The sequence below is a fragment of the Pseudomonas sp. MIL19 genome (genome assembly GCF_028680365.1).
GTDB classification, from domain to species: Bacteria; Pseudomonadota; Gammaproteobacteria; order Pseudomonadales; family Pseudomonadaceae; genus Aquipseudomonas; species Aquipseudomonas spirodelae.
In genome coordinates this window covers 151557-174277 of record NZ_JAPPVG010000003.1, presented here as the reverse complement: position 1 = coordinate 174277, position 22721 = coordinate 151557, and the positions used below count along the sequence as shown (strand labels likewise).

The 22721-nt window shown below is 60.3% G+C and carries 18 protein-coding genes and 3 pseudogenes; 13 read left to right on the top strand and 8 right to left on the bottom strand.

The annotated features are described in order from the left end of the window. Positions 1–90 precede the first annotated feature (90 nt). From N1078_RS03895 to N1078_RS03885, 3 genes are all read left to right on the top strand, one after another. Entirely contained in the window at positions 91–1194 is a 1104-nt protein-coding gene (locus N1078_RS03895) for an efflux RND transporter periplasmic adaptor subunit (protein ID WP_274086886.1), read from the top strand. 5 nt (positions 1195–1199) lie between these two features. Then, positions 1200–4280 carry an efflux RND transporter permease subunit gene (locus tag N1078_RS03890; protein ID WP_274086885.1) on the top strand — a complete coding sequence of 1027 codons (3081 nt, stop codon included), beginning with the start codon at positions 1200–1202 and terminating at the stop codon, positions 4278–4280. A 372-nt stretch (positions 4281–4652) separates the two neighbouring features. Beyond that, positions 4653–6092 (top strand): sodium:solute symporter family protein, encoded by a 1440-nt coding sequence (locus tag N1078_RS03885; RefSeq protein ID WP_274086884.1) that lies wholly within the window; start codon positions 4653–4655, stop codon positions 6090–6092. A 323-nt stretch (positions 6093–6415) separates the two neighbouring features. Here the strand turns inward: N1078_RS03885 and N1078_RS03880 are convergent, their stop codons facing one another. The 3 genes from N1078_RS03880 to plsB form a co-directional block, all read right to left on the bottom strand. Further along, complete coding sequence (locus N1078_RS03880) at positions 6416–7093, bottom strand: DUF4197 domain-containing protein (protein ID WP_274086883.1); 678 nt, start codon at positions 7091–7093, stop codon at positions 6416–6418. 97 nt (positions 7094–7190) lie between these two features. Beyond that, positions 7191–7418, bottom strand: coding sequence for a hypothetical protein (locus N1078_RS03875; protein ID WP_274086882.1), 228 nt, complete (start codon positions 7416–7418; stop codon positions 7191–7193). 19 nt (positions 7419–7437) lie between these two features. Further along, positions 7438–9921, bottom strand: coding sequence for a glycerol-3-phosphate 1-O-acyltransferase PlsB (gene plsB, locus N1078_RS03870; RefSeq protein ID WP_274086881.1), 2484 nt, complete (start codon positions 9919–9921; stop codon positions 7438–7440). 224 nt (positions 9922–10145) lie between these two features. Here plsB and N1078_RS03865 point away from each other — a divergent pair. From N1078_RS03865 to N1078_RS03855, 3 genes and pseudogenes are all read left to right on the top strand, one after another. Then, positions 10146–10415: pseudogene (locus tag N1078_RS03865) on the top strand (HvfX family Cu-binding RiPP maturation protein); the annotation flags it as partial. 227 nt (positions 10416–10642) lie between these two features. Beyond that, entirely contained in the window at positions 10643–11959 is a 1317-nt protein-coding gene (locus N1078_RS03860) for an OprO/OprP family phosphate-selective porin (RefSeq protein ID WP_274086879.1), read from the top strand. A 561-nt stretch (positions 11960–12520) separates the two neighbouring features. Further along, positions 12521–13648, top strand: coding sequence for a GNAT family N-acetyltransferase (locus tag N1078_RS03855; protein ID WP_274086878.1), 1128 nt, complete (start codon positions 12521–12523; stop codon positions 13646–13648). A 25-nt stretch (positions 13649–13673) separates the two neighbouring features. Here N1078_RS03855 and N1078_RS03850 read toward each other — a convergent pair whose 3' ends face one another. The 3 genes from N1078_RS03850 to N1078_RS03840 are packed head-to-tail and all read right to left on the bottom strand — an operon-like array spanning position 13674 to position 15986. Further along, positions 13674–14228 carry a peptidylprolyl isomerase gene (locus tag N1078_RS03850; protein WP_274086877.1) on the bottom strand — a complete coding sequence of 185 codons (555 nt, stop codon included), beginning with the start codon at positions 14226–14228 and terminating at the stop codon, positions 13674–13676. Further along, entirely contained in the window at positions 14222–15046 is an 825-nt protein-coding gene (locus N1078_RS03845; RefSeq protein ID WP_274086876.1) for an alpha/beta fold hydrolase, read from the bottom strand. The genes N1078_RS03850 and N1078_RS03845 overlap by 7 nt, the downstream gene beginning before the upstream one ends. A gap of 13 nt (positions 15047–15059) precedes the next feature. Then, positions 15060–15986: a LysR family transcriptional regulator gene (locus N1078_RS03840; protein WP_274086875.1), complete on the bottom strand. Its 927-nt coding sequence runs from the start codon at positions 15984–15986 to the stop codon at positions 15060–15062. 89 nt (positions 15987–16075) lie between these two features. Here N1078_RS03840 and N1078_RS03835 point away from each other — a divergent pair, with 89 nt between their 5' ends. The 3 genes from N1078_RS03835 (at position 16076) to rarD (ending at position 18335) form a co-directional block, all read left to right on the top strand. Next, positions 16076–16390: a 3-phosphoglycerate kinase gene (locus N1078_RS03835; RefSeq protein WP_274086874.1), complete on the top strand. Its 315-nt coding sequence runs from the start codon at positions 16076–16078 to the stop codon at positions 16388–16390. 188 nt (positions 16391–16578) lie between these two features. Continuing rightward, the gene (locus N1078_RS03830) at positions 16579–17178 is read left to right on the top strand and encodes an FMN-dependent NADH-azoreductase (protein WP_274086873.1); all 600 of its coding nucleotides are present in this window, start codon (positions 16579–16581) and stop codon (positions 17176–17178) included. Between the two features lie 248 nt (positions 17179–17426). After that, the gene (gene rarD, locus N1078_RS03825; RefSeq protein WP_274086872.1) at positions 17427–18335 is read left to right on the top strand and encodes an EamA family transporter RarD; all 909 of its coding nucleotides are present in this window, start codon (positions 17427–17429) and stop codon (positions 18333–18335) included. A 6-nt stretch (positions 18336–18341) separates the two neighbouring features. On the opposite strand, the gene N1078_RS03820 is transcribed toward rarD, so the two are convergent. Then, complete coding sequence (locus tag N1078_RS03820) at positions 18342–18758, bottom strand: anti-virulence regulator CigR family protein (protein ID WP_274086871.1); 417 nt, start codon at positions 18756–18758, stop codon at positions 18342–18344. A gap of 176 nt (positions 18759–18934) precedes the next feature. Here N1078_RS03820 and N1078_RS03815 point away from each other — a divergent pair, with 176 nt between their 5' ends. The 3 genes and pseudogenes from N1078_RS03815 to N1078_RS19590 all read left to right on the top strand — a co-directional run. Beyond that, entirely contained in the window at positions 18935–20287 is a 1353-nt protein-coding gene (locus N1078_RS03815) for a DEAD/DEAH box helicase (RefSeq protein ID WP_274086870.1), read from the top strand. Positions 20288–20291: 4 nt separating this feature from the next. After that, a pseudogene (locus tag N1078_RS19595) lies at positions 20292–20396 on the top strand (hypothetical protein); the annotation flags it as partial. A gap of 129 nt (positions 20397–20525) precedes the next feature. Further along, a pseudogene (locus N1078_RS19590) lies at positions 20526–20813 on the top strand (DUF1294 domain-containing protein); the annotation flags it as partial. Positions 20814–20849: 36 nt separating this feature from the next. Here the strand turns inward: N1078_RS19590 and N1078_RS03805 are convergent. Further along, positions 20850–21830 carry a zinc-dependent alcohol dehydrogenase family protein gene (locus N1078_RS03805; RefSeq protein ID WP_274086868.1) on the bottom strand — a complete coding sequence of 327 codons (981 nt, stop codon included), beginning with the start codon at positions 21828–21830 and terminating at the stop codon, positions 20850–20852. A 159-nt stretch (positions 21831–21989) separates the two neighbouring features. Here N1078_RS03805 and N1078_RS03800 point away from each other — a divergent pair, with 159 nt between their 5' ends. After that, positions 21990–22712: a substrate-binding periplasmic protein gene (locus tag N1078_RS03800; RefSeq protein WP_274086867.1), complete on the top strand. Its 723-nt coding sequence runs from the start codon at positions 21990–21992 to the stop codon at positions 22710–22712. Positions 22713–22721 lie beyond the last annotated feature (9 nt).

Here is a 22721-nt window from a genome sequence, read left to right as displayed (position 1 = left end):
AGGTCGGTTTTAATACTGGACTAGTGAGTTTGCTATTTTTACTATACCCGCCAGTATAAATATTCAAAAGCCTCTGAAAGGTTAGTCATCATGTTTCGTCATGCCCTGTCTGTTGCTGTGCCTGCCAGTCTTATTGTGTTGCTTGCTGCCTGCGGCAATGGTGAACCTGCGGCGGTCGCCATCCGCCCGGCCATGGTGGTGCAGCCACAGTTGGCCGGTGAGCTGATGGATGCCTACCCCGGTGAAGTGCGTGCGCGTCTGGAACCGGAGCTGGCCTTTCGCATCGGCGGCAAGGTGAGCAAGCGGCTGGTCGATGTTGGCGCGCAGGTCAAGAAAGATCAGGCGCTGGCCGAGCTGGACCCACAGGATGTGCGCCTGCAGCTGGAGGCGAGCCGTGCTCAGTTGGCGGCGGCTGAGGCCAATCTGCAGCTGGTGCGAGCCGAGCGTGATCGTTACAAAACCTTATTGGCGCGCAATTTGGTTAGCCGCTCGCAGTATGACAACGCAGAAAACACCTACCGCGCCGGCGAAGCACGGCTGAAGCAGGTGCGTGCCGAGTTCAACGTGGCCAACAACCAGGCCGGCTATGCCGTGCTGCGTGCGCCTCTAAATGGCGTGATCGCGCGGCGTATGGTTGAGGTCGGGCAGGTGGTGGCCGCCGGGCAAACGGTGCTCACCCTGGCGGCTGATGGTGAGCGTGAAGTATTGATCAATCTGCCGGAGCAAGCCTTCGAACGCTTCAAGGTTGGCCAGGTGGTGGCGGTCGAACTCTGGTCGCAGCCCGACCAACGCTTCCCTGGGCGTATCCGTGAAATGTCGCCCTCGGCTGACCCGCAATCGCGCACCTTTGCTGCTCGTGTGGCTTTTGCCGAGGGTAAGGTACCAGCCGAGTTAGGCCAGAGCGCCCGCGTGTTTATCGCCCACAACGGTGAAGTGCCGCTGGCTGTGCCGCTGTCGGCGCTGACCGCCGAGAAAGGTCAGCCCTACGTCTGGGTGGTCGACCCCAAGGACTCCACCCTCAAGCGCACGAGTGTGCGCATTGGCGCTTACGGTGAGAAAACCGTGCCGATCCTTGAAGGCTTGCAGGCCAGTGATTGGGTCGTGGCGGCCGGTGGCCAGGTGCTGCGCGAAGGTCAGCAGGTGCGTCCGGTTGACCGTGATAACCGTATTGTTCAACTGACGGCCAAGGAGTAATCCCGATGGATTTCAACCTGTCCGCCTGGGCGCTGCGTAACCGCCAGATCGTGCTGTATCTCATGCTGCTGTTGGCTGTGGTCGGCGCGCTGTCCTATACCAAGCTCGGTCAGAGTGAGGACCCGCCTTTTACCTTCAAGGCCATGGTGGTGCGCACCAACTGGCCTGGGGCGAGCGCCGAAGAGGTGGCCCAACAGGTCACCGAGCGCATTGAAAAGAAGCTGATGGAGACTGGCGAGTACGACAAAATCATCTCGTTCTCGCGTCCCGGTGAGTCCCAGGTGACCTTCGTGGCCCGTGACTCCATGCACTCGGTGGATATTCCCGACCTGTTCTATCAGGTGCGCAAGAAGGTTGGTGATATCCGCCACACCTTGCCGCAGGGCATTCAGGGGCCGTTTTACAACGACGAATTCGGCACCACCTTCGGCAATATCTATGCGCTGACCGGTGAAGGTTTCGACTACGCCGTGCTCAAGGACTATGCCGACCGCATCCAGTTGCAGCTGCAGCGGGTCAAGGATGTCGGTAAGGTCGACCTGCTCGGTCTGCAGGATGAGAAGGTATGGATCGAGCTGTCCAACACCAAGCTGGCGACCCTCGGCTTGCCGCTGGCCGTCGTGCAGCAGGCGTTGGAAGAGCAGAACGCGGTAGCGGCGGCTGGCTTCTTTGAAACCAGCACCGACCGCGTGCAGCTGCGCGTGACCGGGCGTTTCGAATCGGTTGATGAAATCCGCAACTTCCCGATCCGCGTGGCGGATCGCACCTTCCGCATCTCCGATGTGGCCGAGGTCAAGCGCGGCTTCAATGATCCCCCCGCGCCGCGTATGCGTTTTATGGGTGAGGATGCCATTGGTCTGGCGGTCTCGATGAAAACCGGCGGCGATATTTTGGTTCTCGGTGAAGCGCTGGAGGGTGAGTTCGCCCGTCTGCAGGAAACCCTGCCGGCCGGCATGCAACTGAGCAAGGTGTCGGACCAGCCGGCGGCGGTAAAAACCGGGGTGGGCGAATTTGTTCGGGTGCTCACCGAAGCGGTGATCATCGTCCTGCTGGTGAGCTTCTTCTCCCTCGGCTTGCGCACCGGCCTGGTGGTGGCGCTGTCGATTCCGCTGGTGCTGGCGATGACCTTTGCGGTCATGTACTACCTTGGCATTGGTTTGCACAAAATCTCCCTCGGCGCGCTGGTGCTGGCGCTGGGCCTGATGGTGGATGACGCGATCATTGCCGTGGAGATGATGGCGATCAAAATGGAGCAGGGCTTTGATCGCATCAAAGCGGCCAGTTTTGCCTGGACCAGCACCGCCTTCCCAATGCTCACCGGCACGCTGATCACCGCCGCGGGCTTCCTGCCGATTGCCACCGCGCAGTCCGGCACTGGCGAGTACACCCGCTCGATCTTCCAGGTGGTGACCATTGCCCTGTTGGTGTCGTGGATCGCCGCCGTGGTATTCGTGCCATACCTGGGCGCCAAGCTGTTGCCCGATCTGGCCAAGCTGCACGCCGCCAAGCACGGAGGCAGCGCAGAAGGGCACGACCCTTACGGCACGCCGTTCTACCAGCGCGTACGTTCAGCGGTTGAATGGTGCGTACGTCGGCGTAAAACGGTGATCATGCTGACTATTGCGCTGTTCGTTGGCTCAATCCTGCTGTTCCGTTTTGTCCCGCAGCAGTTCTTCCCGGCGTCCGGTCGTCTGGAGTTGATGGTTGACCTCAAGCTCAGCGAAGGCGCGTCCTTGGCGGCGACCGAAGAGCAGGCCAAGCGTTTTGAGGCGCTGCTCAAAGGGCGTGAAGGTATCGATAACTACGTGGCCTATGTCGGTACCGGCTCACCGCGTTTCTACCTGCCGCTCGATCAACAATTGCCCGCGGCCAGCTTTGCCCAATTCGTCGTGTTGGCGAAAAGCATCGAAGACCGTGAGGCCATTCGTAGCTGGCTGATTGATGTGCTGCATGAGCAGTTCCCGACCCTGCGCACGCGTATCTCGCGCCTGGAAAACGGCCCGCCCGTGGGCTATCCGGTGCAGTTCCGGGTATCCGGCGAGCATATTGATGAGGTGCGTCGGCTGGCCCGTCAGGTGGCCGATAAAGTGCGCGAGAACCCCCATGTGGCCAACGTGCACCTGGATTGGGAAGAGCCGAGCAAGGTGGTGCGCCTGAATATCGACCAAGAGCGTGCCCGCGCCCTGGGAGTGAGCACCGCCGACCTGTCGCGCTTCCTGCAAAGCTCGCTCACCGGCTCGCCCGTCAGCCAATACCGTGAAGGTAATGAGCTGATCGAAATCCTCCTGCGCGGCACCCCGAGCGAGCGCCAGGAGCTGAGCCTGCTGCCGAGCCTGGCCGTGCCGACCGACAATGGCCGCAGCGTGCCACTGTCGCAGGTCGCCACCCTAGAATATGGCTTTGAAGAGGGCATCATCTGGCACCGCAATCGCCTGCCGACGGTCACCGTACGGGCCGACGTGTATGGCAAGGAACAGCCGGCCAGCCTGGTCAAGCAGATCCTGCCGACCCTCGAACCGGTGCGAGCGCAATTGCCCGACGGCTACGGGCTGGATGTGGGCGGCACCGTGGAGGACTCCAGCCGTGGGCAGAAGTCGGTCAACGCCGGCGTACCGCTGTTTATCGTGGTGGTGGTGACCCTGCTGATGTTGCAGCTGAAGAGCTTCTCGCGGTCGGCCATGGTGTTTCTCACCGCACCCCTAGGCTTGATTGGCGTGACGTTATTCCTGCTGATCTTCCGTCAGCCGTTCGGCTTCGTCGCCATGCTCGGCACCATCGCCCTGTCGGGGATGATCATGCGTAACTCGGTGATTTTGGTGGACCAGATCGAGCAAGACATCGCCGCCGGCATGGACCGCTGGCACGCGATTATCGAAGCCACCGTGCGGCGTTTCCGACCTATCGTGCTGACTGCTCTGGCAGCGGTGCTGGCGATGATTCCGCTGTCGCGCAGCGTGTTCTTCGGGCCGATGGCTGTGGCCATAATGGGCGGCCTGATCGTCGCTACGGCGCTGACCTTGTTGTTCCTGCCGGCGTTGTATGCCGCCTGGTTCCGGGTCAAGGAAGTGGAGCGTCAGCCAGGCTGAGCCGGCGTTTGAGCAGAAAAAAGCCAGGCCTCAGTGCCTGGCTTTTTTCTGCCTGCTGAACTGAACCCTTGAGGCGATGCTGCTCGGTGGCTGTTAAAAATATGCAACTGTTGCTCGCCAGAGCCGTGCATTTTCTGTAGCGATTACAGTCTTTTATCCCGTCTGCGCTTCACTGGCTTGGGCTTTTTTTCTTACGCTTTGTCGTTTTTATTTGACATATTTTGTGTTTTTGCCAGACTGCGCGACCTCGGTGGGTGCGTGCAATTACCCATCGGCAGTGGTCATAACAAAAACCTGTAGCTCACCGTTCTGACCTGCGCAGCTTGCGCGGGCTATGCATGCGGTGGACTGACGTCTGTGGAACGGGAAAACATGCTGATTTGGTTCGTTGCACTCTATCTACTGGTGACTGTCGCCATCGGTTTCTACGCTTCCACTCGGGTGCATAACACCCGCGACTTCGCCTCCGGTGGGCGCAGCATGGGCTTCCCCATCGTCGCCGCCATGGTGTTTGCCACCTGGTTTGGCTCCGAGGCCGTACTGGGTATTCCCGCCACCTTTCTTGAAGACGGCTTCGCCGGCATCGTTGAAGACCCGTTCGGCTCGTTCGGCTGCCTGTTTCTGGTCGGCCTGATCATCGCCCGGCCGTTGTACCGGATGAACCTGCTGACCATTGGCGACTATTTTAAAAAGCGCTTCGGCCCGCAGGTCGAACTGATCATCAGCCTGGTCATCGTCATGTCCTACCTGGGCTGGATCGCCGCGCAACTGATCGCCCTCGGCCTGGTGTTCAACGTCATCTCCGACGGCAGCATCAGCACCACCCAGGGCATGTTCCTCGGCACCTTTATCGTGCTGCTCTACACCCTATTTGGCGGCATGTGGTCGATTGCCCTGACCGACTTCTTCCAGATGATCATCATCGTTGTCGGCCTGATCTACCTGGTCTGGCTGTTCAGCGACATGGCTGGCGGTGCCGATCTGGTGATCAGCAAGGCGGCCAGCGAAGGAAAATTCACCTTTATGCACGCTTTCGAGCCCAAGGATATCGTCGCCTTTATCGGTGCCGCGGTGACCATGATGCTCGGCTCCATCCCCCAGCAGGACGTGTACCAGCGGGTGATGTCGGCCAAGAGCGAGAACATTGCCGCGCGCGCCTCGATGACCGGCGCGGTGTTCTACCTGGGCTTCTGCATGCTGCCGATCTTCTTGGTTTACGCCGCCTCGATGATCGACCCGGCGCTGGTCGAGAAGTGGCTGGCCGAAGATTCGCAGATGATTCTGCCGCTGCTGATCCTCGACAAAACCCCGCTGTTCGCCCAGATCATGTTCTTCGGTGCGCTGCTCTCGGCAATCATGTCCACCGCCTCCGGCACCCTGTTGGCACCGTCGGTGACGCTGACTGAGAACGTGCTCAAGCGCTTCTTGCCGGTGCTCACCGACAAGCAGTTCTTGCTGCTGATGCGCTGCACCATCTTTGTGTGCGCGGTGGCGACCCTGAGCTTTGCCCTGTACTCGGATGCGAGCATCTACGAGATGGTCGGTAACGCCTACAAGGTGACCCTGGTGGCAGCTGTGGTGCCATTGTTCGCCGGGTTGTTCTGGAAGCGCGCCACCACCCAGGGCGCGCTGGTGGCTATCGCCTTTGGCCTGGTGTCGTGGATCTACCTAGAACTGACCTGGAGCGAAGCCGCGTTCTGGCCGCCGCAGCTGGCGGGCCTGCTGTTTAGCCTGGCCGGTATGCTGATTGGCACGCTGCTGCCGCAGTGGAGTCGTAATCAGAATGACGTGCTGGTGGCACAGGCCGAGTAAGCCTGCTGCTTGGCCGACAAAACCCCGCGGATTGGCGGGGTTTTGTTTTTGCGCCTGGCAACGGTTGTGAGCACTGCCTGTCTGTAGGAGGGGCTTTAGCCGCGAGTTTTACTGTTGCGGATTGAGTATGGCTAGCTGCCTAGGATGGGTGGCGTGCAGCGATCTCCAACTATTCATTAACCGCATGGGTATCGCGCTGCTCAACCCATCCTACGGGGCTTCCTCAATCCTGTAGGAGCGGCCTTGGCCGCGATGCTTGTGCGTTGCCATGACGAAAAAGCCAGACCCTAAGGCCTGACTTTTTCACATCCATCCAATCCGTTTTACAACGCCCCAAACACCTTCTTCGCCAAGCTGGTCGCTGCGCCCGCCGGGTTTTGGCGGATGCTGGCTTCCTGCTCGGCGATCATCGCAAACAGGCCGTCCAGCGCCTGCTCGGTTACGTAGTTCTCGATATTCGCGCTTTTCGCGTCGATCACGCCGAAGCTCGCGGCTTGGCCGGCGAAGCTGTTGTATTGCTTGGCCAGGCCGACCTGGTCGGTGGCTTGTTTGACGATGGGTAGAAACTTGGCGCGGATCTGCTCGCGGCTGGTCTTGTTCAGGTACTGGGTGGCCGAGTCTTGCGGGCCGCTAAGGATGCTTTTGGCGTCCTGCACGGTCATCTTCTTCACCGAATCCACCAGCAGCGCCTGGGCTTGCGGTACGGCGGCTTCGGCGGCTTTGTTCATGCTCGCTTCGAGCTGATCAACCTGCGCGCCCATGCCCATCATTTTCATGGTTTTTGCGGCTTTGCCGAGGTTGCCTGGCAGTTCGATGCGCACGTCTGGGTTGTTGCTGAAACCGCCCGGTTTGCCCAGTTGCTGCACGGCCACTTTGGCGCCTTGGGTGAGGGCATCTTTAAGGCCGCCGCTGGCGTCGCTTTGCGTGAGGTCGGCGAGGGAAATGGCGAAGACGCTGCTGGAGAGGGCGAGGCCGGCGGCCAGGGAAATCAAACGAAGCATGGTGGGCATCCTTGTGCGAGGGGGAAGGCAGTCATTGGAGCTTAATGGAGTGTAGTGCGTCGGAAAATACACAGCCGTTTCGACTGTGGCGCATGGGCTATTGGCCAGTGCTGTCACTCAGGTGCTGCAACTCGCGGCGCACCATCTGTGCATAAGCGGCGGGTTTGAGGGCGTACAGCTCGGCGGCCACCCAGCTGAGCCAGCGCCCGCCCAGTTGCGCTTTGGCCGCCAGCAGGCGCTGGGCCTCGGCTTCGGCGCGGGCTTGATTGGCCTGGTGGAACGCCGCGCGTGAGGGGCGCGCGGGTTGCTCGTGGTGTTCGCTCATGGCGGCGCGGCGTGCCGGTTTACACCGGCTCGGCCACATCCTCGTTGCGGTCCATGGCCACCTGGCGGATAGACAGACGAATCTCTGCTGGCAGTACGCGCTTGGCTGCACCTTCGGCCAGTTCGCTGAGCAGCGGGTGATGGCTGAGCTTGCCGGCTTCATCCTGGCGCAGCACACCTTGGTCGAGCAGGCTCTGGATAAAGTGGCGGAACAGGCTCTTGTCGAAGAACTCCGGGGCGTTGAGGCCATGCAGGATCGACAGGCGTTGGGCCATGACGGTGCAGAGGTCTTCCAGTTCTTCGGCGCTAATGGCGTTCTGCCCGGCATTCAGCAGCAGGGCGGTGGCCATATAGAAGCGTTGCAGGGTCTGCACGATGGCGCGGGCCAGCAGGGTCAGCAGGACGAACTCACGCGAGCTGGGCGCGGGGCGCACATAGGTGTCGCCATCCAAGGTCAGCAGCCCTTGTTCGACAAAGGCGGCCAGCCATTGGTCGACCACGGCGTCCAGCTCACCCAGCTCCCAGCGGATAAACAGTTCCGATTGCAGGTAAGGGTAGAGCGCCTTGGTAAACCGCAGGATCTGCTCGCGGCTCATCCTCGCACTGCTCTGGAAGAAGCTCGCCAGCAACGCCGGCAGGGCGAAGATGTGCAGCACGTTGTTGCGGTAGTAGGTCATCAGAACGGCGTTGTGCTCGTCCAGATAGAGGATCTTGCCCAGCGGATCGGTTTGCTCAGCCAACAGGTCCATGCCTTGTACGTATTCGATCAACGCCTGGCCATTGCCGTCGGGCAGGGTGGTATGCGGCGAGTAGGGCACCCGGCGCAGCAGCGCCAGGTAAAGGTCGAGTACCCGCGCTAGGGCGCGCTCGTCCAGCGCCAGCTTGCTGGTGGACAGTAAAGCCAGGGCGACCAGGTTGACTGGGTTGATCGCGGCGGCCTCGTTGAGGTGCTGGGCCACACGTTCGCCGAGGCTGTTGGTGGCTTCATTCAGCCAGGCCGGGCGGTACTGGGTGCCGTAGTCCTGTTCGCGCCAGTCGGGCTGCTCACTGTCGAGGAATTCGGCCAGTTTGATTGGCTCGCCAAAGTTGACCCAAACATGGCCAAAGCGCTGCTTGAGTGCGCCGATGACCTTGAAGATGTCGAAGATCGACTCTTTCTTCTTGCTCGCGCCACGCAGCTCGCCCAGGTAGGTGCGGCCTTCCAGCACGCGCTCGTAGCCGATATACACCGGCACGAACACCACCGGCAGGCGGTTGCTGCGCAGGAAGCTGCGCATAGTAATGGCCAGCATGCCGGTTTTCGGCTGCAGCATGCGCCCGGTGCGCGAGCGCCCGCCTTCAACGAAGTACTCCACCGGGAAGCCCTTGCTGAACAGGGTGTGCAGGTATTCGTTAAATACTGCGGTGTACAGCGGGTTGCCCTTGAAGGTGCGGCGCATAAAGAACGCGCCGCCACGGCGCAGCAGGCCGCCGATCACCGGCATATTCAGGTTGATGCCGGCGGCGATGTGCGGCGGCGTTAAACCATTCCTGAACAGTAGATAGGACAGCAGCAGGTAGTCGATATGGCTGCGGTGGCAGGGCACATAGATCACCTCGTGGCCCTGGGCGACTTCCTGCACGCCCTCGATATGGTTGACCTTGATGCCGTCGTAGATCTTGTTCCAGAACCAGCTCAGCACCAGTTCGAGGAAACGAATCGCGGTGTAGGTGTAGTCCGAGGCGATCTCGTTGCCATAGCGCAGGGCCTGGCTTTCGGCCTTCTCCAGGCTGATGTTCTCGCGCTCGGCTTCCTCGATGATCGCCTGACGTACCTGCGGGCCGTGCACCAGGCCTTTGACCAGGTTGCGCCGGTGCGATACGTCTGGGCCGATGACAGCGGCTTTCTGGTTGCGAAAGTGCACCCGCAGGATGCGCTGGACCATACGCAAGGTGCGCTCGTGGCCTTTATCCTGCTCGACCAGTTCGCGCATATGAATCGGCGTGGAGAACTGCACGCGGGTCTTGCGGCCGAGAATCAGGATGCTCACCAGCCGGCGCAAGCGTCCGGTTACCGCCCAGCTGTCGGCAAACAGCAGCTTCCACGGGCTGGTTTCGCGGTCCGGCGACTGGCCCCAGAACACGCTGACCGGAATGATCTGTGCGTCGTCCACTGCATGCTGGCTCAGCGCGCTGACCAGGCGTTGCAGCGTGGGCGAGATGCCGCGTTTGTCCTGTCGGCCGAGCCAGTCCGGCTCCGGCGTCAGGTAGAAGAAGGCGGCAGGCTCCAGCAGTTCCCCCACCGCCACCGGCAGAATCGGCCGTGGCAGGCCGGCCTTGCGGCACTCGGTGTCGACCACCGCCAGATCGCTCGGCGACGGCTGTTGCAGCACGTAGAACACCGGCTTGCTGCGGTCGAGCTTAAGGGTAAAGGCCGATTGGTTGATGGTTTCCGAGCGCACCCAGAGGTACAGCACGCGGCGCAGGGTGCCAAAAACGAGGCGGCGGAGCGGGGATCGGGTCATACGGAGTCTGCAGGCTGGAAAACGAGCATTTGCTCGGGGCGCGTAGTGTGCCGGATCGCTAGGCCGGCGGCAAAAATCTTCTAGGGTTTAGCCGGTTGTGAAGTTTTTGGCTATGTACCCACAAGCTGTTGTTTGCGAAGGGTAGGTTGGCGTTGAGCGCAGCAGGCCTTGGTAAGCCCTGTTGGGCTTTGTCGCATTGCTCCTCAAGCCAACCTTCGACTGCGGGCTGGCCGGCGATTGCCGATGCCAGTGCGCCGTTTGCCAATGAGCGGCTCATGGCGTCGGTGGACAAGCTGGAGCGCGTCCGTGAGCTGCTCAAACAGCATGGCAATTACGACTGGCTGACCAGCAGCGGCAAACTGGTGGTGCTGAACAACGGCATCGAGTTTGCCGCCACCTACCTGGTAATGCTGGTGGCGCTGTTTTTCAGCGGTGCCGGGCGCTGGTTAAGCCTGGATTACTGGCTGAGCAAGGCATTGCGCAAGCAGCCTTGAGCCGAATAGGCCCGTCGCCGCAAGGGCGGTGGGCCGCTGGAAAAGCAGCGGCCTAGAGCGGCTTTTACTGTTTATAGGCAAAGGAAGTAAAAAGTTCCGCTGTAATCAAATATTTATATATCAGCAACGGCCCTGAAATATCCCGCCGCCAAGATTCCCTCCAGCACGAACGAGCCCCCAGCGCTCGGGTGTTTTCAACACTTAAAATCCATTTAGAGGAATCTTCGATGATCCGTAAGCACAGCTTTCGTGGAGTCATGGCCGGCTTCGCAACCAGCGCTCTGGCCCTGGCCGTTTCCGCCCAGGCTTTCGCTGGCACCGTCACCACTGACGGCGCCGACATCGTGGTCAAGACCAAGGGTGGTCTGGAAGTAGGCACCACCGACAAGGCATTTTCCTTCAAAATCGGCGGCCGTATCCAGGCGGATGCGGACAGCTTCGATGGTTTTTACACCAAGAATGGCAACCGTGCCGATGAGTCTTATCTGCGTCGTGCACGCCTTGAAATCTCCGGTGTGGCATACACCGACTGGAGTTATACCTTCGCCCGTAACTTTGGTGACACTGGCACCAAAGACAACTGGAATGAAGCGTCCATCTCCTATGATGGCTGGAAGCCTGTTCAAATTTCGGTCGGTCGCATCAATCCAACTTTCGGTTTGGAAGAGGCTGTCAGCTCCAAGTGGATCACTGCCATCGAGCGTTCGGCCATCTACGACCTCGCGCCTTGGCTGAACAGCCATGAAGATGGCGAAGGCATTCGACTGCGTAGCACTTTCGCCGATATGTTCCATGCCGAGGTCGGAGGTTATCGTCAAGACGGCAACCAGGACGAAGATGGCCAGAACAACACCACTTTCGTCGCGCGCGGTGTATTTGCCCCGATCGTCCAGGATAAGCAGGTTCTGCACTTCGGCCTGAACTACGCGACCCGTGAAGTAGAAGCGGGTTTCAGTGACTCGATCAAGTCGCGGTTATCGGTTCGCGGCACTAGCGAAGATACCATTAACGGCAACCGTGGCACCTTCGGTGGCGCTAAGCTGGATGGCACCGATCAGGCATGGGGCGCGGAAGCGGCCTATATGATGGGGCCGTTCTCCATCCAGGGTGAGTACCTGACTCGCACCGCCGATGGCGATGCGGTGGCCAATGGCAACGACAACGATCTGGAAGCCAGTGGCTACAACGTGCAAGTGGCCTACACCCTGACTGGCGAATCGCGCAGTTACAAGCTTGATGGTGGCAAGTTCGACAAAATCAAACCCAGCGACAAGAAGCTGGGTGCCTGGGAAGTGTTCTACCGCTACGACGACATCACGGTTGATGAGAGTGCTATTGCGCCCTCCAACGCCGGCTTGCTTGGCCTGACTTTCGACACCGCTGAAGCCAGCGCCCAGACTCACACTGTCGGTGTGAACTGGTATGTCAACGAAGCGGTGAAGATCTCCGCCAACTACCTGAATACCAGCGTCGACGATATTGTAAACGCCAATGGCGATGATGACGGCGATGCCATCAGCCTCCGCGCGCAATACGTGTTCTAAGGCAATAGCGTTTAACCGCTGCTCCTATCCTTGAGCCCCGCCTAGTGCGGGGTTTTTTTGGCTATGTACCAGTGATGTGTTGAATCGCCCCGGATGGCGCAGCGGTGCAAGGCAGCGCGGTATTATGTAGGGTGGGTTAGGCGCAAACCGGGATCAGGCAAACTGCATCAACTCCCAACGGGCCGTAACCCACCATGGCGGTCTACCGACAAACCGCAATGGTGGGTTACGCGGCGCTTGGGTCGTGTGGATATACCCATAAGCAGTCTCAGCGCCGCTAACCCACCCTACAAAAGCGGTCTGCAACACGGCTTTGGGACAGAGCCTTTTTTTTCGTCTGCGCTTTTGTGTCGGGAAGCATCTGCTGGGCATCTGCGCTCAGTTGTCACCGAGGGCATGGTTGAGCGGTACAACCGGACGGAGGATTGCCGGGCGTCCGGGCCGGCGGAGTAACTGCAGGTGAGTCGCCCCAGGTTTTCAACGGCCCGTCAGTAAAACCATGGCAGCGCCAAGGCAAACGGCTATATATAGTGCAGCCTTGCCTGACGCGCCGAGCTGCTGATGTTGCTGAACCAACTGAACTCCATCCATGAAATTGCCGCCAGCCAGTGGGATGCTCTGCTCACTGACGCGCAGCCATTCTTGCGTCATGCCTTTCTCTCTGCACTGGAAGACAGTGGCAGTGTGGGCGGGCGTACCGGCTGGCAACCTGCCCATGCCGTGTTGCTCGATGCGCAAGGCGGGCTGCAGGCGGCCATGCCGGGTTATGTGAAGAGCCATTCCTATGGTGAGTACGTGTTCGATCATGGCTGGGCCGATGCCTGCCACCGTGCGGGTATCGACTATTACCCCAAGCTGCTCGGCGCGATTCCCTTCTCGCCAGTGACCGGTCAGCGCCTGCTGGGCGCGCCGTTAGCTGCAGGGCTATTGCTCGACGAGCTAAGCGCCAGCCTGGAACAGCAGGGCCTGTCGAGTCTGCATATCAACTTCACCAGCGCGGCCGAAAATGCCCTGCTGCAGGGCCGTGACGGCTGGTTGCAGCGCCTGGGTTGTCAGTTCCATTGGCGTAACCGCGGCTATCGGGATTTTCAGGACTTTCTCGACGCGCTCAGTTCGCGCAAGCGCAAGCAGATGCGTAAGGAGCGTGAACAGGTGGCGGGCCAGGGCATCGCGTTTGACTGGCGCGCGGGCCATCAGCTTAGCGAGCAGGAGTGGGATTTCGTCTATCTGTGTTACGCCAACACCTACCGCGTGCGCGGCCAGTCACCCTACCTGACGCGCGCCTTCTTCAGCCTGCTGGCCGAGCGCATGCCGGAGATGATCCGCGTGGTGCTCGCCCATCAGGCCGGCAGGCCGGTGGCCATGGCCTTTAGCCTGGTCGGTGGCGACAGCCTGTATGGGCGTTACTGGGGCTGCCTGGCCGAGTTCGACCGCCTGCACTTCGAAACCTGTTTCTACCAGGGCATGGACTACGCCATCGCCAATGGCCTGCAACGCTTCGATGCAGGCGCCCAGGGCGAGCACAAACTGATTCGCGGCTTCGAGCCGGTTATTACCCACTCCTGGCACTACCTCTGCCACCCCGGTTTGCGCGCGGCCGTGGCGGACTTTCTTGATGAAGAGCAACAGGGCGTGCGCGACTATGCCGAACAGGCGCGCACGCTGTTGCCATATCGCACGGCTGAGTAGCGCACTACCCAGCCGTGCGGCACTGTTACAGGCGCTTGGCTGCTGTGATCAGCACAGGCTCGCGCGGCACATTCTGATGGCCGCCACGGTTGGCGGTCGGCACCTGAGCGATCTTGTCGACCACATCCATGCCACGGGTCACCTTGCCGAACACCGCGTAACCGAAATCACGCGAGCCGTTGTCGAGGAAGGCGTTGTCCTTGTGGTTGATAAAGAACTGACTGGTGGCAGAGTCGCGTACCTGAGTACGGGCCATGGCCAGGGTGCCGCGCACGTTGTGCAGACCGTTGTCGGCTTCGTTCTTGATCGGGGCCTGGGTGTCTTTCTGCTGCATGCTGGCATCGAAGCCGCCGCCCTGCACCATAAAGCCTGGGATTACCCGGTGGAACTGGGTGCCGGCGTAGTAGCCGCTGTCGACATAGCTGAGGAAGTTGGCGGTGCTGACCGGCGCCTTCTCTGCGTTCAGTTCGATTTCGATCTCGCCGAGGCTGGTGGTTAACAGCACCTTGGGGTTTTCCGCAGCCAGCAGGCTACCGGCAAACAACACAGAGCAGGCGGCGAGGGTGAGTTTTTTCAACATGCGTTTGAGTCCTTATTGGCAGTGGGTGCGGCCTGTTCGACTTCGGCAAGGAAGGCTAACAAGCTGCTGTTGAAGTGTTCGGGTTGGTCCAGCGGTGTGGCGTGACGTGAATCTTTGATCACCAGCAGGCGCGCATTGGGCAACTCATCGACGTAAGCCTGCTTTTGCGCCACCGGGGTGTAATCGCGGTCGGCTGTAATCACCAAGGTCGGACAGCTGATCCGCGCCAGGCGTTCCCGCACGCCCCAACCGATGATCGCATCCAGGCTGGCCAGGTAAGCGCGCTTATCGTTTTGCGGCCAGCGCTGGAAGATTTTCTGCCGCAATTCGGCCTGCTCGGGCTTGGGAAACAGCACTTTGCCCAGGGCTTTGGCGATGGTGTCGAGGCTGAGCAGGCGCGACAGGCTCCAGCGCTTGGCGATCTCAATATAGTCGCGCGGGCGTTTCGCCTTCACTTCCGGGCCGCTGTTGACGATGCACAGGCTCTTGAGTAATTCGGGGTGGTCCACGCCGAGTTGAAAACCGATCATGCCGCCCATGGAGATGCCCACCAGATGCACCGGCGCCAGCTGCAGGTGTTCGATCAGCGCCGCCACATCCTCGGCAAAACCCCGGATGCTGTAACGCTCGCGGGGTTTATCCGAGCGGCCGTGGCCTCGCACATCGAGGGCGATCACCCGGTAGTGGCGGGCCAGTTCGGGGATCTGGTATTCCCAGTCGCGGGTGCTCGAACCAAGGCCGTGGACCAGCAGCACCGGTGCGCCGTGGCCGTATTCCTCGTAATGCAGTTGGCAACCGTCGTTATCGAAATAAGACATCGTCAGGTTCCTCTCAAGCGGAGGGTAGGGGCGCCGCAAAGGCGGCGCTCAACGGTATGGCATCGAAGCGCTGGATTAGCTCGACAAGAATTTGCGAAGCCGGGCCCAGGGTATTGTCTTTATTTGAGTAGAGGTAGAAGAGTGGGTTGCGGCTGCCGCCCTGGTCCAGCGGCAGTGGCTTGAGTTGGCCGTCCTTGAGCTCGCGTTCGATCAGATGGCGCGGTAGCCAGGCAAAGCCCAGGCCGTTGCTGACAAAGGTGGCAGCGGTGGCCAGGCTGCCGACTGTCCAGCGCTGCTCCGCGCCAAGCCAGCCTACATCGCGCGGTTGCTGCCGCCCGGAGTCGCGGATCACCACCTGCATTTGGGTTTCCAGGTCCTGGAAGGTCAGCTTGCGCTGTAGGCGATGCAGCGCGTGGTCAGGGTGGGCGACGGCGACAAACTCTACGGTGCTCATCTCGGCCCCGAGGAAGCCGGGAATGCTCAGCGCACTGATGGCCAGGTCGGCCGTGCCTTCCTTGATTACCTCTTCGACGCCGGACAGCACTTCCTCACGCAGGCGCACGCGGCAACCTCGGCTTTGCGGCATAAAAGCAGTCAGCGCCCGCACTAGGCGCGCACTGGGGTAGGCGGCATCGACCACCAGGCGCACTTCAGCTTCCCAGCCCTGCTCCATATGGTGGGCCAGGTCTTCCAGCTGGCTGGCTTGCTTAACCAGTTGCCGCGAGCGCCGCAGCAGTACGTCGCCGGCTTCGGTGAGTACGGCTTTGCGCCCGTCGATGCGTAGCAGGGGCACCCCGAGCTGCTCTTGCATCCGCGCCACGGTGTAGCTGACCGAGGATTGCGATCGGTGCAATACATCGGCCGCCTGGGCAAAACCGCCATGGTCAACCACGGCTTGCAAGGTGCGCCACTGGTCAAGGGTTACGCGGGGGGCTTTCATATTCAGTTCCTGTACGCGCTCAAGTTCTAGGGTGCAAATACTGACTCAATCAACCTAAACTGGCAGTCTTTTGCCGGAGGACTGCCCTGATGAAAAAGCTCTGTTGCGCGCTGCTGGCCTGCTTACCGCTGACTGTGATGGCCTACCCGATCGAGGTGGAGAAGCAGCTCAACGGTGCCGAAATATCGGTCAGCACCCAGGAAATTGATCACAACATGGGGGCCTTGCAGCTGTACAACTACGGCCGTAGCGACGCCAAGTGCACGGCGGTATTTCGCAGCGGTCCTGAGGCACCGCGTACCCGTAAGGTCAACCTGTCTGCCGGTGAAAGCAGCAACCTGACGGTGAAGTCCACCCGCAGCATCATCAAGCTGCGCGTCAAGCTGACCTGTGAGTTGTCCTAAAGCCCTTTCACAGTCGGCGGGGCTATAGAGCAGGCGCGCGCCAATAGTCAGCCCAGAGACTAAGCGCGGGCCGGCTATAAATCAAATTATTAGATTGTTTGCTGCAATATTTTGCGCTTTTTAATCGGATTGCATGTCCATATTCTTTGCTCATCGACGTTCAATAACCCTTCGGTGGAGCACATTACATGGCAACTATTCAGGTAATCGAAAGCAGCGCCCGTCAACAAGGCTCGGTTTCGCGTCAGCTGACTGAGCAATTTATCGCCACTTGGCAAGCCGCTCACCCCGCAGACCAGATCAAGGTGCGTGACCTTGCTGTGGATCAGGTGCCGCACCTGGATGCCAACCTACTGGGCGGCTGGATGACCCCGGTAGAGCAACAAAGCGAAGCCGAACAGGCCGCTCTGGCACTGTCCAATCAGCTGACCGACGAAGTGCTGGCCGCTGATGTGCTGGTGCTGGCCGCGCCGATGTACAACTTCGCCATTCCCAGCACCCTGAAAGCTTGGCTCGACCACGTGCTGCGCGCCGGGGTTACCTTCAAATACACGGAAACCGGCCCGCAGGGCTTGCTGAGCGGCAAGCGCGCCTTTGTCCTGACCGCGCGTGGCGGCATCTACGCCGGTAGCACCCAGGATCATCAAGAGCCGTACTTGCGCCAGGCACTGGCTTTTATCGGTATCCACGATGTCACTTTTATCAACGCCGAAGGCCTCAACCTGGGCGGCGACTTTTTGGAAAAAGGCGTGAGCCAGGCCAAGGCACAACTGGCTCAGGCCATCTGACACTTCCCGCTGCATTCAGCTCTCCTGGCGTCTGGTGCTCCTAGACGTCTCTCTCCCCGCGCGGCGAATGCTGTGCGGGGGTTTTTATGGCCCGCGTTTCACCCCGCGAGCCGTGATGGCATGAGGCGCAACCGGCTTGCCGAGCTTTTTTAGGCGCGAGCGGGTAAGGTCGCGGCCGTGCTGCTTGGCCGCTGTGGTCTTAACTTCAGCTAGGCAAGCGTTTGGATCTGAATGAGTAGGGTGATGTGATGCAACTGTCTGGGCGCGGTGTGGCGCTGTCGATTATCGCCTCGGTGTTGTTTGCCTTGGTGCCTGGCTATGTGCAGCTGTTGGCTCCGCTTGATGGCTTGCAAGTGTTTGCCCAGCGGGTGCTCTGGTCGTTACCGGCAGTGTTGCTGCTGGTGACCGTGTCGCGGCAATGGCCGCTGCTGCTGGCGGCCTTCGCTCGCCTGCGGCGTGAACCGTTGCTGTTGGCCAGCCTGCCTGTGGCTGCACTGCTGATGGGGATCCAGTGGGCGCTGTTTGTCTGGGCGCCGCTGTCCGGGCGCATGCTGGAGGTGTCGCTGGGGTACTTCCTCCTACCGCTGGCCATGGTGCTGGCCGGCCGGGTGTTCTACGGCGAGCGGCTGCGGCCGTTGCAGCGCTTGGCGGTGTTCTGCGCGTTGCTTGGCGTCGCCCATGAGCTGTGGCTGACCCAGGCGTTTTCCTGGGTGGTGATGGTTACGGTGCTTGGCTATCCGCCGTATTTCATGCTGCGCCGCTGGATGCGCCTGGATGCCTTGTCCGGGTTCGTGCTGGAAATGCTGTTTATGGCCCCGGTGGCGATCTACATGGTTGTGCAGTGGGGGCCACCACTGCTGTTTAGCCAAGCCCCGCAGCTGTGGTGGCTGCTGCCTGGCCTGGGGTTGCTCAGCGCGCTGGCGTTTGCCGCGATGATGGCGGCCAGTCGGCTGCTACCGATGGGGCTATTCGGCATCCTCAGCTATGTCGAACCGGTACTGCTGTTTCTGGTGGCGTTGCTGTTTCTCGGTGAGCAATTTGATGCGGCCCAATGGCTCACTTATTTGCCGATCTGGTTGGCGGTGTTGCTGGTGGGTTGGGATAGCGCGCGCCTGTTGATCAAACAACGGCGCAGCGCATCGTTTGCCGAGCAGTAATGTGGCTCAGTCCAGCACGTTGCGCAGCACTTCGTAAATGATGCCCGTAGCAATGGCTACCAGCACCACGTCAGTGCCGGTTTGCTTCCACTCATAGCCGTCATAGCGCGGCAGTTGGCCAAGTAGCCGGCTGTCGAAGTTTTTCGCAATGCCAGGTGGCAGTGGTTTGCCCCGTGCGAGGTTCTTGGCGATGCCTGGCGGTAAGGCGCGGGTTGCGCCGATCAGGTTGCGGTTCTCGCCCAGCACGATGCGTACCCGGCCGATATCAATCGACGGGCCGTTGAGGTCAACGCGGATGTCGCTGTTCTGGCCGCCCCCCTGTTTGCCAGGGTGATCATGTTTGGGCGCCGCCATAGCGCTTTGCGCAGTGAGTGTGAATGCCAGGGTTGCGCTGATTAACAAGGCTTGTCGCAGGTTACGCATGATGAACTCCAAGGCCCACGAAGGCGGGTTTTATGGTCAATTTGAACAGCTGGTTTAGGCTTGGTTCAGGGGCAACGGTCGCTTTATTGCACTGAATATGCAAAGTCACTCGGCCGCAAGGCCGGAAAGCGGTAGGCTATGCGGCTGATTTTTTGTTTTTCGTCGAGGTTACCCCCGTGTTTTCCCAATTCGCCCTGCATGAACGCCTGCTTAAAGCCGTGGCTGCGCTGAACTTTGTCGAGCCCACCCCGGTGCAGCTGGCGGCCATTCCGCTGGCGCTACAAGGAAAAGACCTGCGGGTAATCGCGCAAACCGGCAGCGGCAAGACCGCCGCCTTCGTTTTGCCGATGCTTAATCGCCTGCTCGGCGATGGCGCCTCTTCGCCGCGTATGAGTGTACGCGCGATGATCCTGCTGCCGACCCGCGAGTTGGCCCAACAGACGCTCAAAGAAGTTGAGCGCTTTGCGCAGTTCACCTTCCTTAAAGCCGGTCTGATTACCGGGGGTGAAGACTTCAAGGTGCAGGCCGCGATGCTGCGCCGGGTGGATATCCTGATCGGCACGCCAGGCCGTCTGATTGAGCACGCTAACGCCGGTAATCTGCTGCTCGATGAAGTTGAAGTGCTGGTGCTCGACGAAGCCGATCGCATGCTTGATATGGGCTTCAGCGATGATGTGCAGCGCTTGGCCGAATTGTGCAATGCCGAACGCCAGACCCTGCTGTTTTCCGCCACCAGTGGCGGTGCCGGGTTGCGTGAGGTGGTGGGCAAGGTGCTGAAAGAGCCTGAGCACTTGCAGGTCAACAAGGTTAACCAGCTCAATGAAGGCACCCGTCAGCAGATCATCACCGCCGACCACAACCATCATAAAGAGCGTCTGGTCGACTGGTTGCTGGCCAACGAAACCTACGAGAAGGCGATCATCTTCACCAATACCCGGGTTCAGGCTGACCGCCTCTACGGCAAACTGGTGGCCAAGGAATACAAGGTGTTCGTGCTGCACGGCGAAAAAGACCAGAAGGACCGTAAGCTGGCCATCGACCGCCTCAAGCAAGGCGCGGTGAAGATTCTGGTGGCCACCGATGTGGCGGCGCGCGGCCTAGACGTTGACGGCCTGGATCTGGTGATCAACTTCGATATGCCGCGCTCCGGCGACGAGTACGTGCACCGCATCGGTCGTACCGGCCGCGCGGGCGCTGAAGGTCTGGCGATCTCGCTGATCTGCCACAACGACTGGGCGCTGATGTCGAGTATCGAACGCTACCTCAAGCAGCGCTTCGAACGCCGTAACATCAAAGACATCAAGGGCATCTACCAGGGGCCGAAAAACCTCAAGGCATCTGGCAAGGCTGTTGGCCCGAAGAAGAAAAAGATCGACCCGAAAACCGGCAAGAAGATTGTTGCGAAAAAGCCTGCCGCCAAGGCGCCGAGCAAACGTAACACTATCAATAAGCCCAAGGCCGATGCGCCCGTGCTGGTTAGCCAGGACGGTTTGGCGCCGCTGAAGCGCCGCGCACCAACGGCTGAGTAACGCCGTGGGCCGTTGGCTCTGCTGGCTTGCTGCGCTGTTTATTACCGCGCAGGCGCAGGCGGCGGTACACAAATGTTTGCAGGCGGATGGTGTGGTGCTTTACACCGACCAGCCCTGCAGCATTGCGCAGAGCAACCTGGCCTTGAGCGTCAGTGACTACGCCAGTTATCCACCTTGGCTGCACGCGGTTGCAGCGCTCTGGCACGAGCGCCTGCAGCCGCTGTTGCTGGGGGTTGAGCTGTTGCCGCTGCTGGCGGCGCTCTACGGGCTGATGAGCCTGGTCTGCTTTTTTGCCTACTACCGCGATAAACAGTTCGCCATCAAGGGGCTGCAGCGCACGCCCGAGGCGCGCCTGCACCTGTATGAACTGCTGGGTGGCTGGCCTGGCGGGTTGTTGGCGCAGCGCCTGATCCGTCACAAGAACCGCAAACCGAGTTATCAGTTGGTGTTCTGGCTGATCGTCGCACTGCACCTGGCCCTTGCAGGGCTGGTGCTGTGGCTGATCAATGGCACGGTCACCGCTTAAACGACGGCGGATTGCCCGCCGTCGTTTGGCTGAGGCTTACTTCGGTACGATCAGCACCTTGCCCTCGCGCTCACCGCTGGCAGCCGCTGCCACGGCTTGTTTGATCTCACTGACGTCATAGGTCGCGGCAACGCGGGTGTGCAGTTTGCCGCTGGCAATCAGCTGCACCAGTTCGCCAAACACCTTCATTTGCTCGGCCTGGCTGGCATTCTGGAACCATTTGGCCAGCCAGAAGCCGCGCAGACTGACATCCCGGAATACAAAGGACGACGGCGACACTTGGCACGGCTGGCGACTCATCATGCCGTAGTTAACCAGTACGCCACCGTCACACAGGCTGGCCGCCAGGTGATCAGTGGCCTCACCGCCTACCGCATCGATACCCAGCCGGATGGCTGCGCCGCCGGTGGCCGCGCGTACGCGCTTGGCCAGGTCCGGGCCATCGACCAGCACCACGTCACCGCCTTCGGCTTCAACGCCTGCGACTGCGGATTCGCGGCGCACCACGTTGACGGTCTTGAAACCGCGCAACTTGGCCAGCTGAATCAGGTAACTGCCGACGCCCGAGTTGGCAGCGTTCTGGATAACCCAATCGCCGGGTTTGAGATCGACGAACTGGCTGAGTAGCAGGGAGGCGGTCGGCGGATTGACCGTGAGCATCGCCAGTTGTTGTGGATCGGCCTCCGGTAAGGGAATCAGCTTATTGGCGGGAGCATTCAAATGGCTGACCCACGTGCCGCATCCCACTGGGAGCAGGACCATCTGGCCGACTTTCAGGTTGCTGACCTCAGCGCCCAGCGTCTCGACCCGCCCTACGGCCTCATTGCCACCGATCGCTGGCAGCGGCGGCAGCATGCCGTATTCGCCGGTAAGGGTGAGGACGTCGGAAGGGTTGATGGGGGCGGCCAGCACTTTGATCCGTACCTGACCTGTGCCGGGCTCTGGCAGTTGCAGCTCAACGGCGGCGATCACCTCGTGCGGTTGCGGGCCGCGTTGTTGGTATTCGGCTTTTAGCATTAAGGCTCTCCAGTGATGAACTACTGACTTGGGTGGGAGGAGTCTAGCTCTGTGCGGGCCTGGGGCGATTAATGCGGATTAATCGATCTCAGTGATAGGCCGATGCAAGGCGAGTGGATAGCCAGCTATGCTGGGCACAGGTTTAACTTAGGTACTGCTATGAAATGGCTGTGGGTGTTTTTTCTGTTGGTATTCAGCTTGATGGCCTCAGCGCAAAGCCTGCGCGTAGGCTTTGGTACACACAAGCCGCCGTATATTTTTGAGAACCAAGCACGCGGCCTGGAATATGACATCGTCATGGCTGCCTTGCAGCGTGGTGGCTTAGAGCCTGAGGCGCACTACGCCCCCATGGGGCGTTTGAATTTGATGCTGAGCAAGGGCCAGCTAGACGTTATTGCAACTACTAACGAGCGCAGTGGCGGTGCGATTTTTTATTCCGATGCCTATATCCGTTATCAGAATGTCGCTGTGGCTCTGCGCTCGAGAAACGTGAATATTCAGCGCGTCAGTGACCTGCTCAACTACTCGGTGAATGCCTTTCAGCAGGCACGCTTTCTGCTCGGCAGCGAGTACCAGAACATGGCTGAAAATAATCCGCGTTACCGCGAGGAGGCTTTTCAGATTGCCCGCAATCGTATGCTCTACAGCGGGCGGGTTGATGTGGTGGTGACGGATATGCGCATTCTGCGCTATTTCAACCATGAGGTGAGGGGCCAGGTTGATGTGACCCAGGCGTTGAGCATTTATCCGATTTTTGCGCCCACCGATTACAAGCTGGGTTGCCAGCAGCAGGCCCATTGCGCGCGCTTCAATCAGGGCTTGGCGGTGCTTAAACAAAGCGGGGAATACGCGGAAATTGAGCGCCGCTACGCGATGTACTGACGGCAGCTG

Excerpts from the sequence above, each read along its gene's own strand:
- N1078_RS03845 (WP_274086876.1), bottom strand. The coding sequence starts at position 15,046 with ATGTCTTATTTCGATAACGACGGTTGCCAACTGCATTACGAGGAATAC.
- N1078_RS03800 (WP_274086867.1), top strand. The coding sequence starts at position 21,990 with ATGAAATGGCTGTGGGTGTTTTTTCTGTTGGTATTCAGCTTGATGGCC.
- plsB (WP_274086881.1), bottom strand. The coding sequence starts at position 9,921 with ATGACCCGATCCCCGCTCCGCCGCCTCGTTTTTGGCACCCTGCGCCGC.
- N1078_RS03840 (WP_274086875.1), bottom strand. The coding sequence starts at position 15,986 with ATGAAAGCCCCCCGCGTAACCCTTGACCAGTGGCGCACCTTGCAAGCC.
- N1078_RS03885 (WP_274086884.1), top strand. The coding sequence starts at position 4,653 with ATGCTGATTTGGTTCGTTGCACTCTATCTACTGGTGACTGTCGCCATC.
- N1078_RS03835 (WP_274086874.1), top strand. The coding sequence starts at position 16,076 with ATGAAAAAGCTCTGTTGCGCGCTGCTGGCCTGCTTACCGCTGACTGTG.
- N1078_RS03880 (WP_274086883.1), bottom strand. The coding sequence starts at position 7,093 with ATGCTTCGTTTGATTTCCCTGGCCGCCGGCCTCGCCCTCTCCAGCAGC.
- N1078_RS03875 (WP_274086882.1), bottom strand. The coding sequence starts at position 7,418 with ATGAGCGAACACCACGAGCAACCCGCGCGCCCCTCACGCGCGGCGTTC.
- N1078_RS03860 (WP_274086879.1), top strand. The coding sequence starts at position 10,643 with ATGATCCGTAAGCACAGCTTTCGTGGAGTCATGGCCGGCTTCGCAACC.
- rarD (WP_274086872.1), top strand. The coding sequence starts at position 17,427 with ATGCAACTGTCTGGGCGCGGTGTGGCGCTGTCGATTATCGCCTCGGTG.
- N1078_RS03820 (WP_274086871.1), bottom strand. The coding sequence starts at position 18,758 with ATGCGTAACCTGCGACAAGCCTTGTTAATCAGCGCAACCCTGGCATTC.
- N1078_RS03850 (WP_274086877.1), bottom strand. The coding sequence starts at position 14,228 with ATGTTGAAAAAACTCACCCTCGCCGCCTGCTCTGTGTTGTTTGCCGGT.
- N1078_RS03805 (WP_274086868.1), bottom strand. The coding sequence starts at position 21,830 with ATGCTAAAAGCCGAATACCAACAACGCGGCCCGCAACCGCACGAGGTG.
- N1078_RS03855 (WP_274086878.1), top strand. The coding sequence starts at position 12,521 with ATGTTGCTGAACCAACTGAACTCCATCCATGAAATTGCCGCCAGCCAG.
- N1078_RS03895 (WP_274086886.1), top strand. The coding sequence starts at position 91 with ATGTTTCGTCATGCCCTGTCTGTTGCTGTGCCTGCCAGTCTTATTGTG.
- N1078_RS03830 (WP_274086873.1), top strand. The coding sequence starts at position 16,579 with ATGGCAACTATTCAGGTAATCGAAAGCAGCGCCCGTCAACAAGGCTCG.
- N1078_RS03890 (WP_274086885.1), top strand. The coding sequence starts at position 1,200 with ATGGATTTCAACCTGTCCGCCTGGGCGCTGCGTAACCGCCAGATCGTG.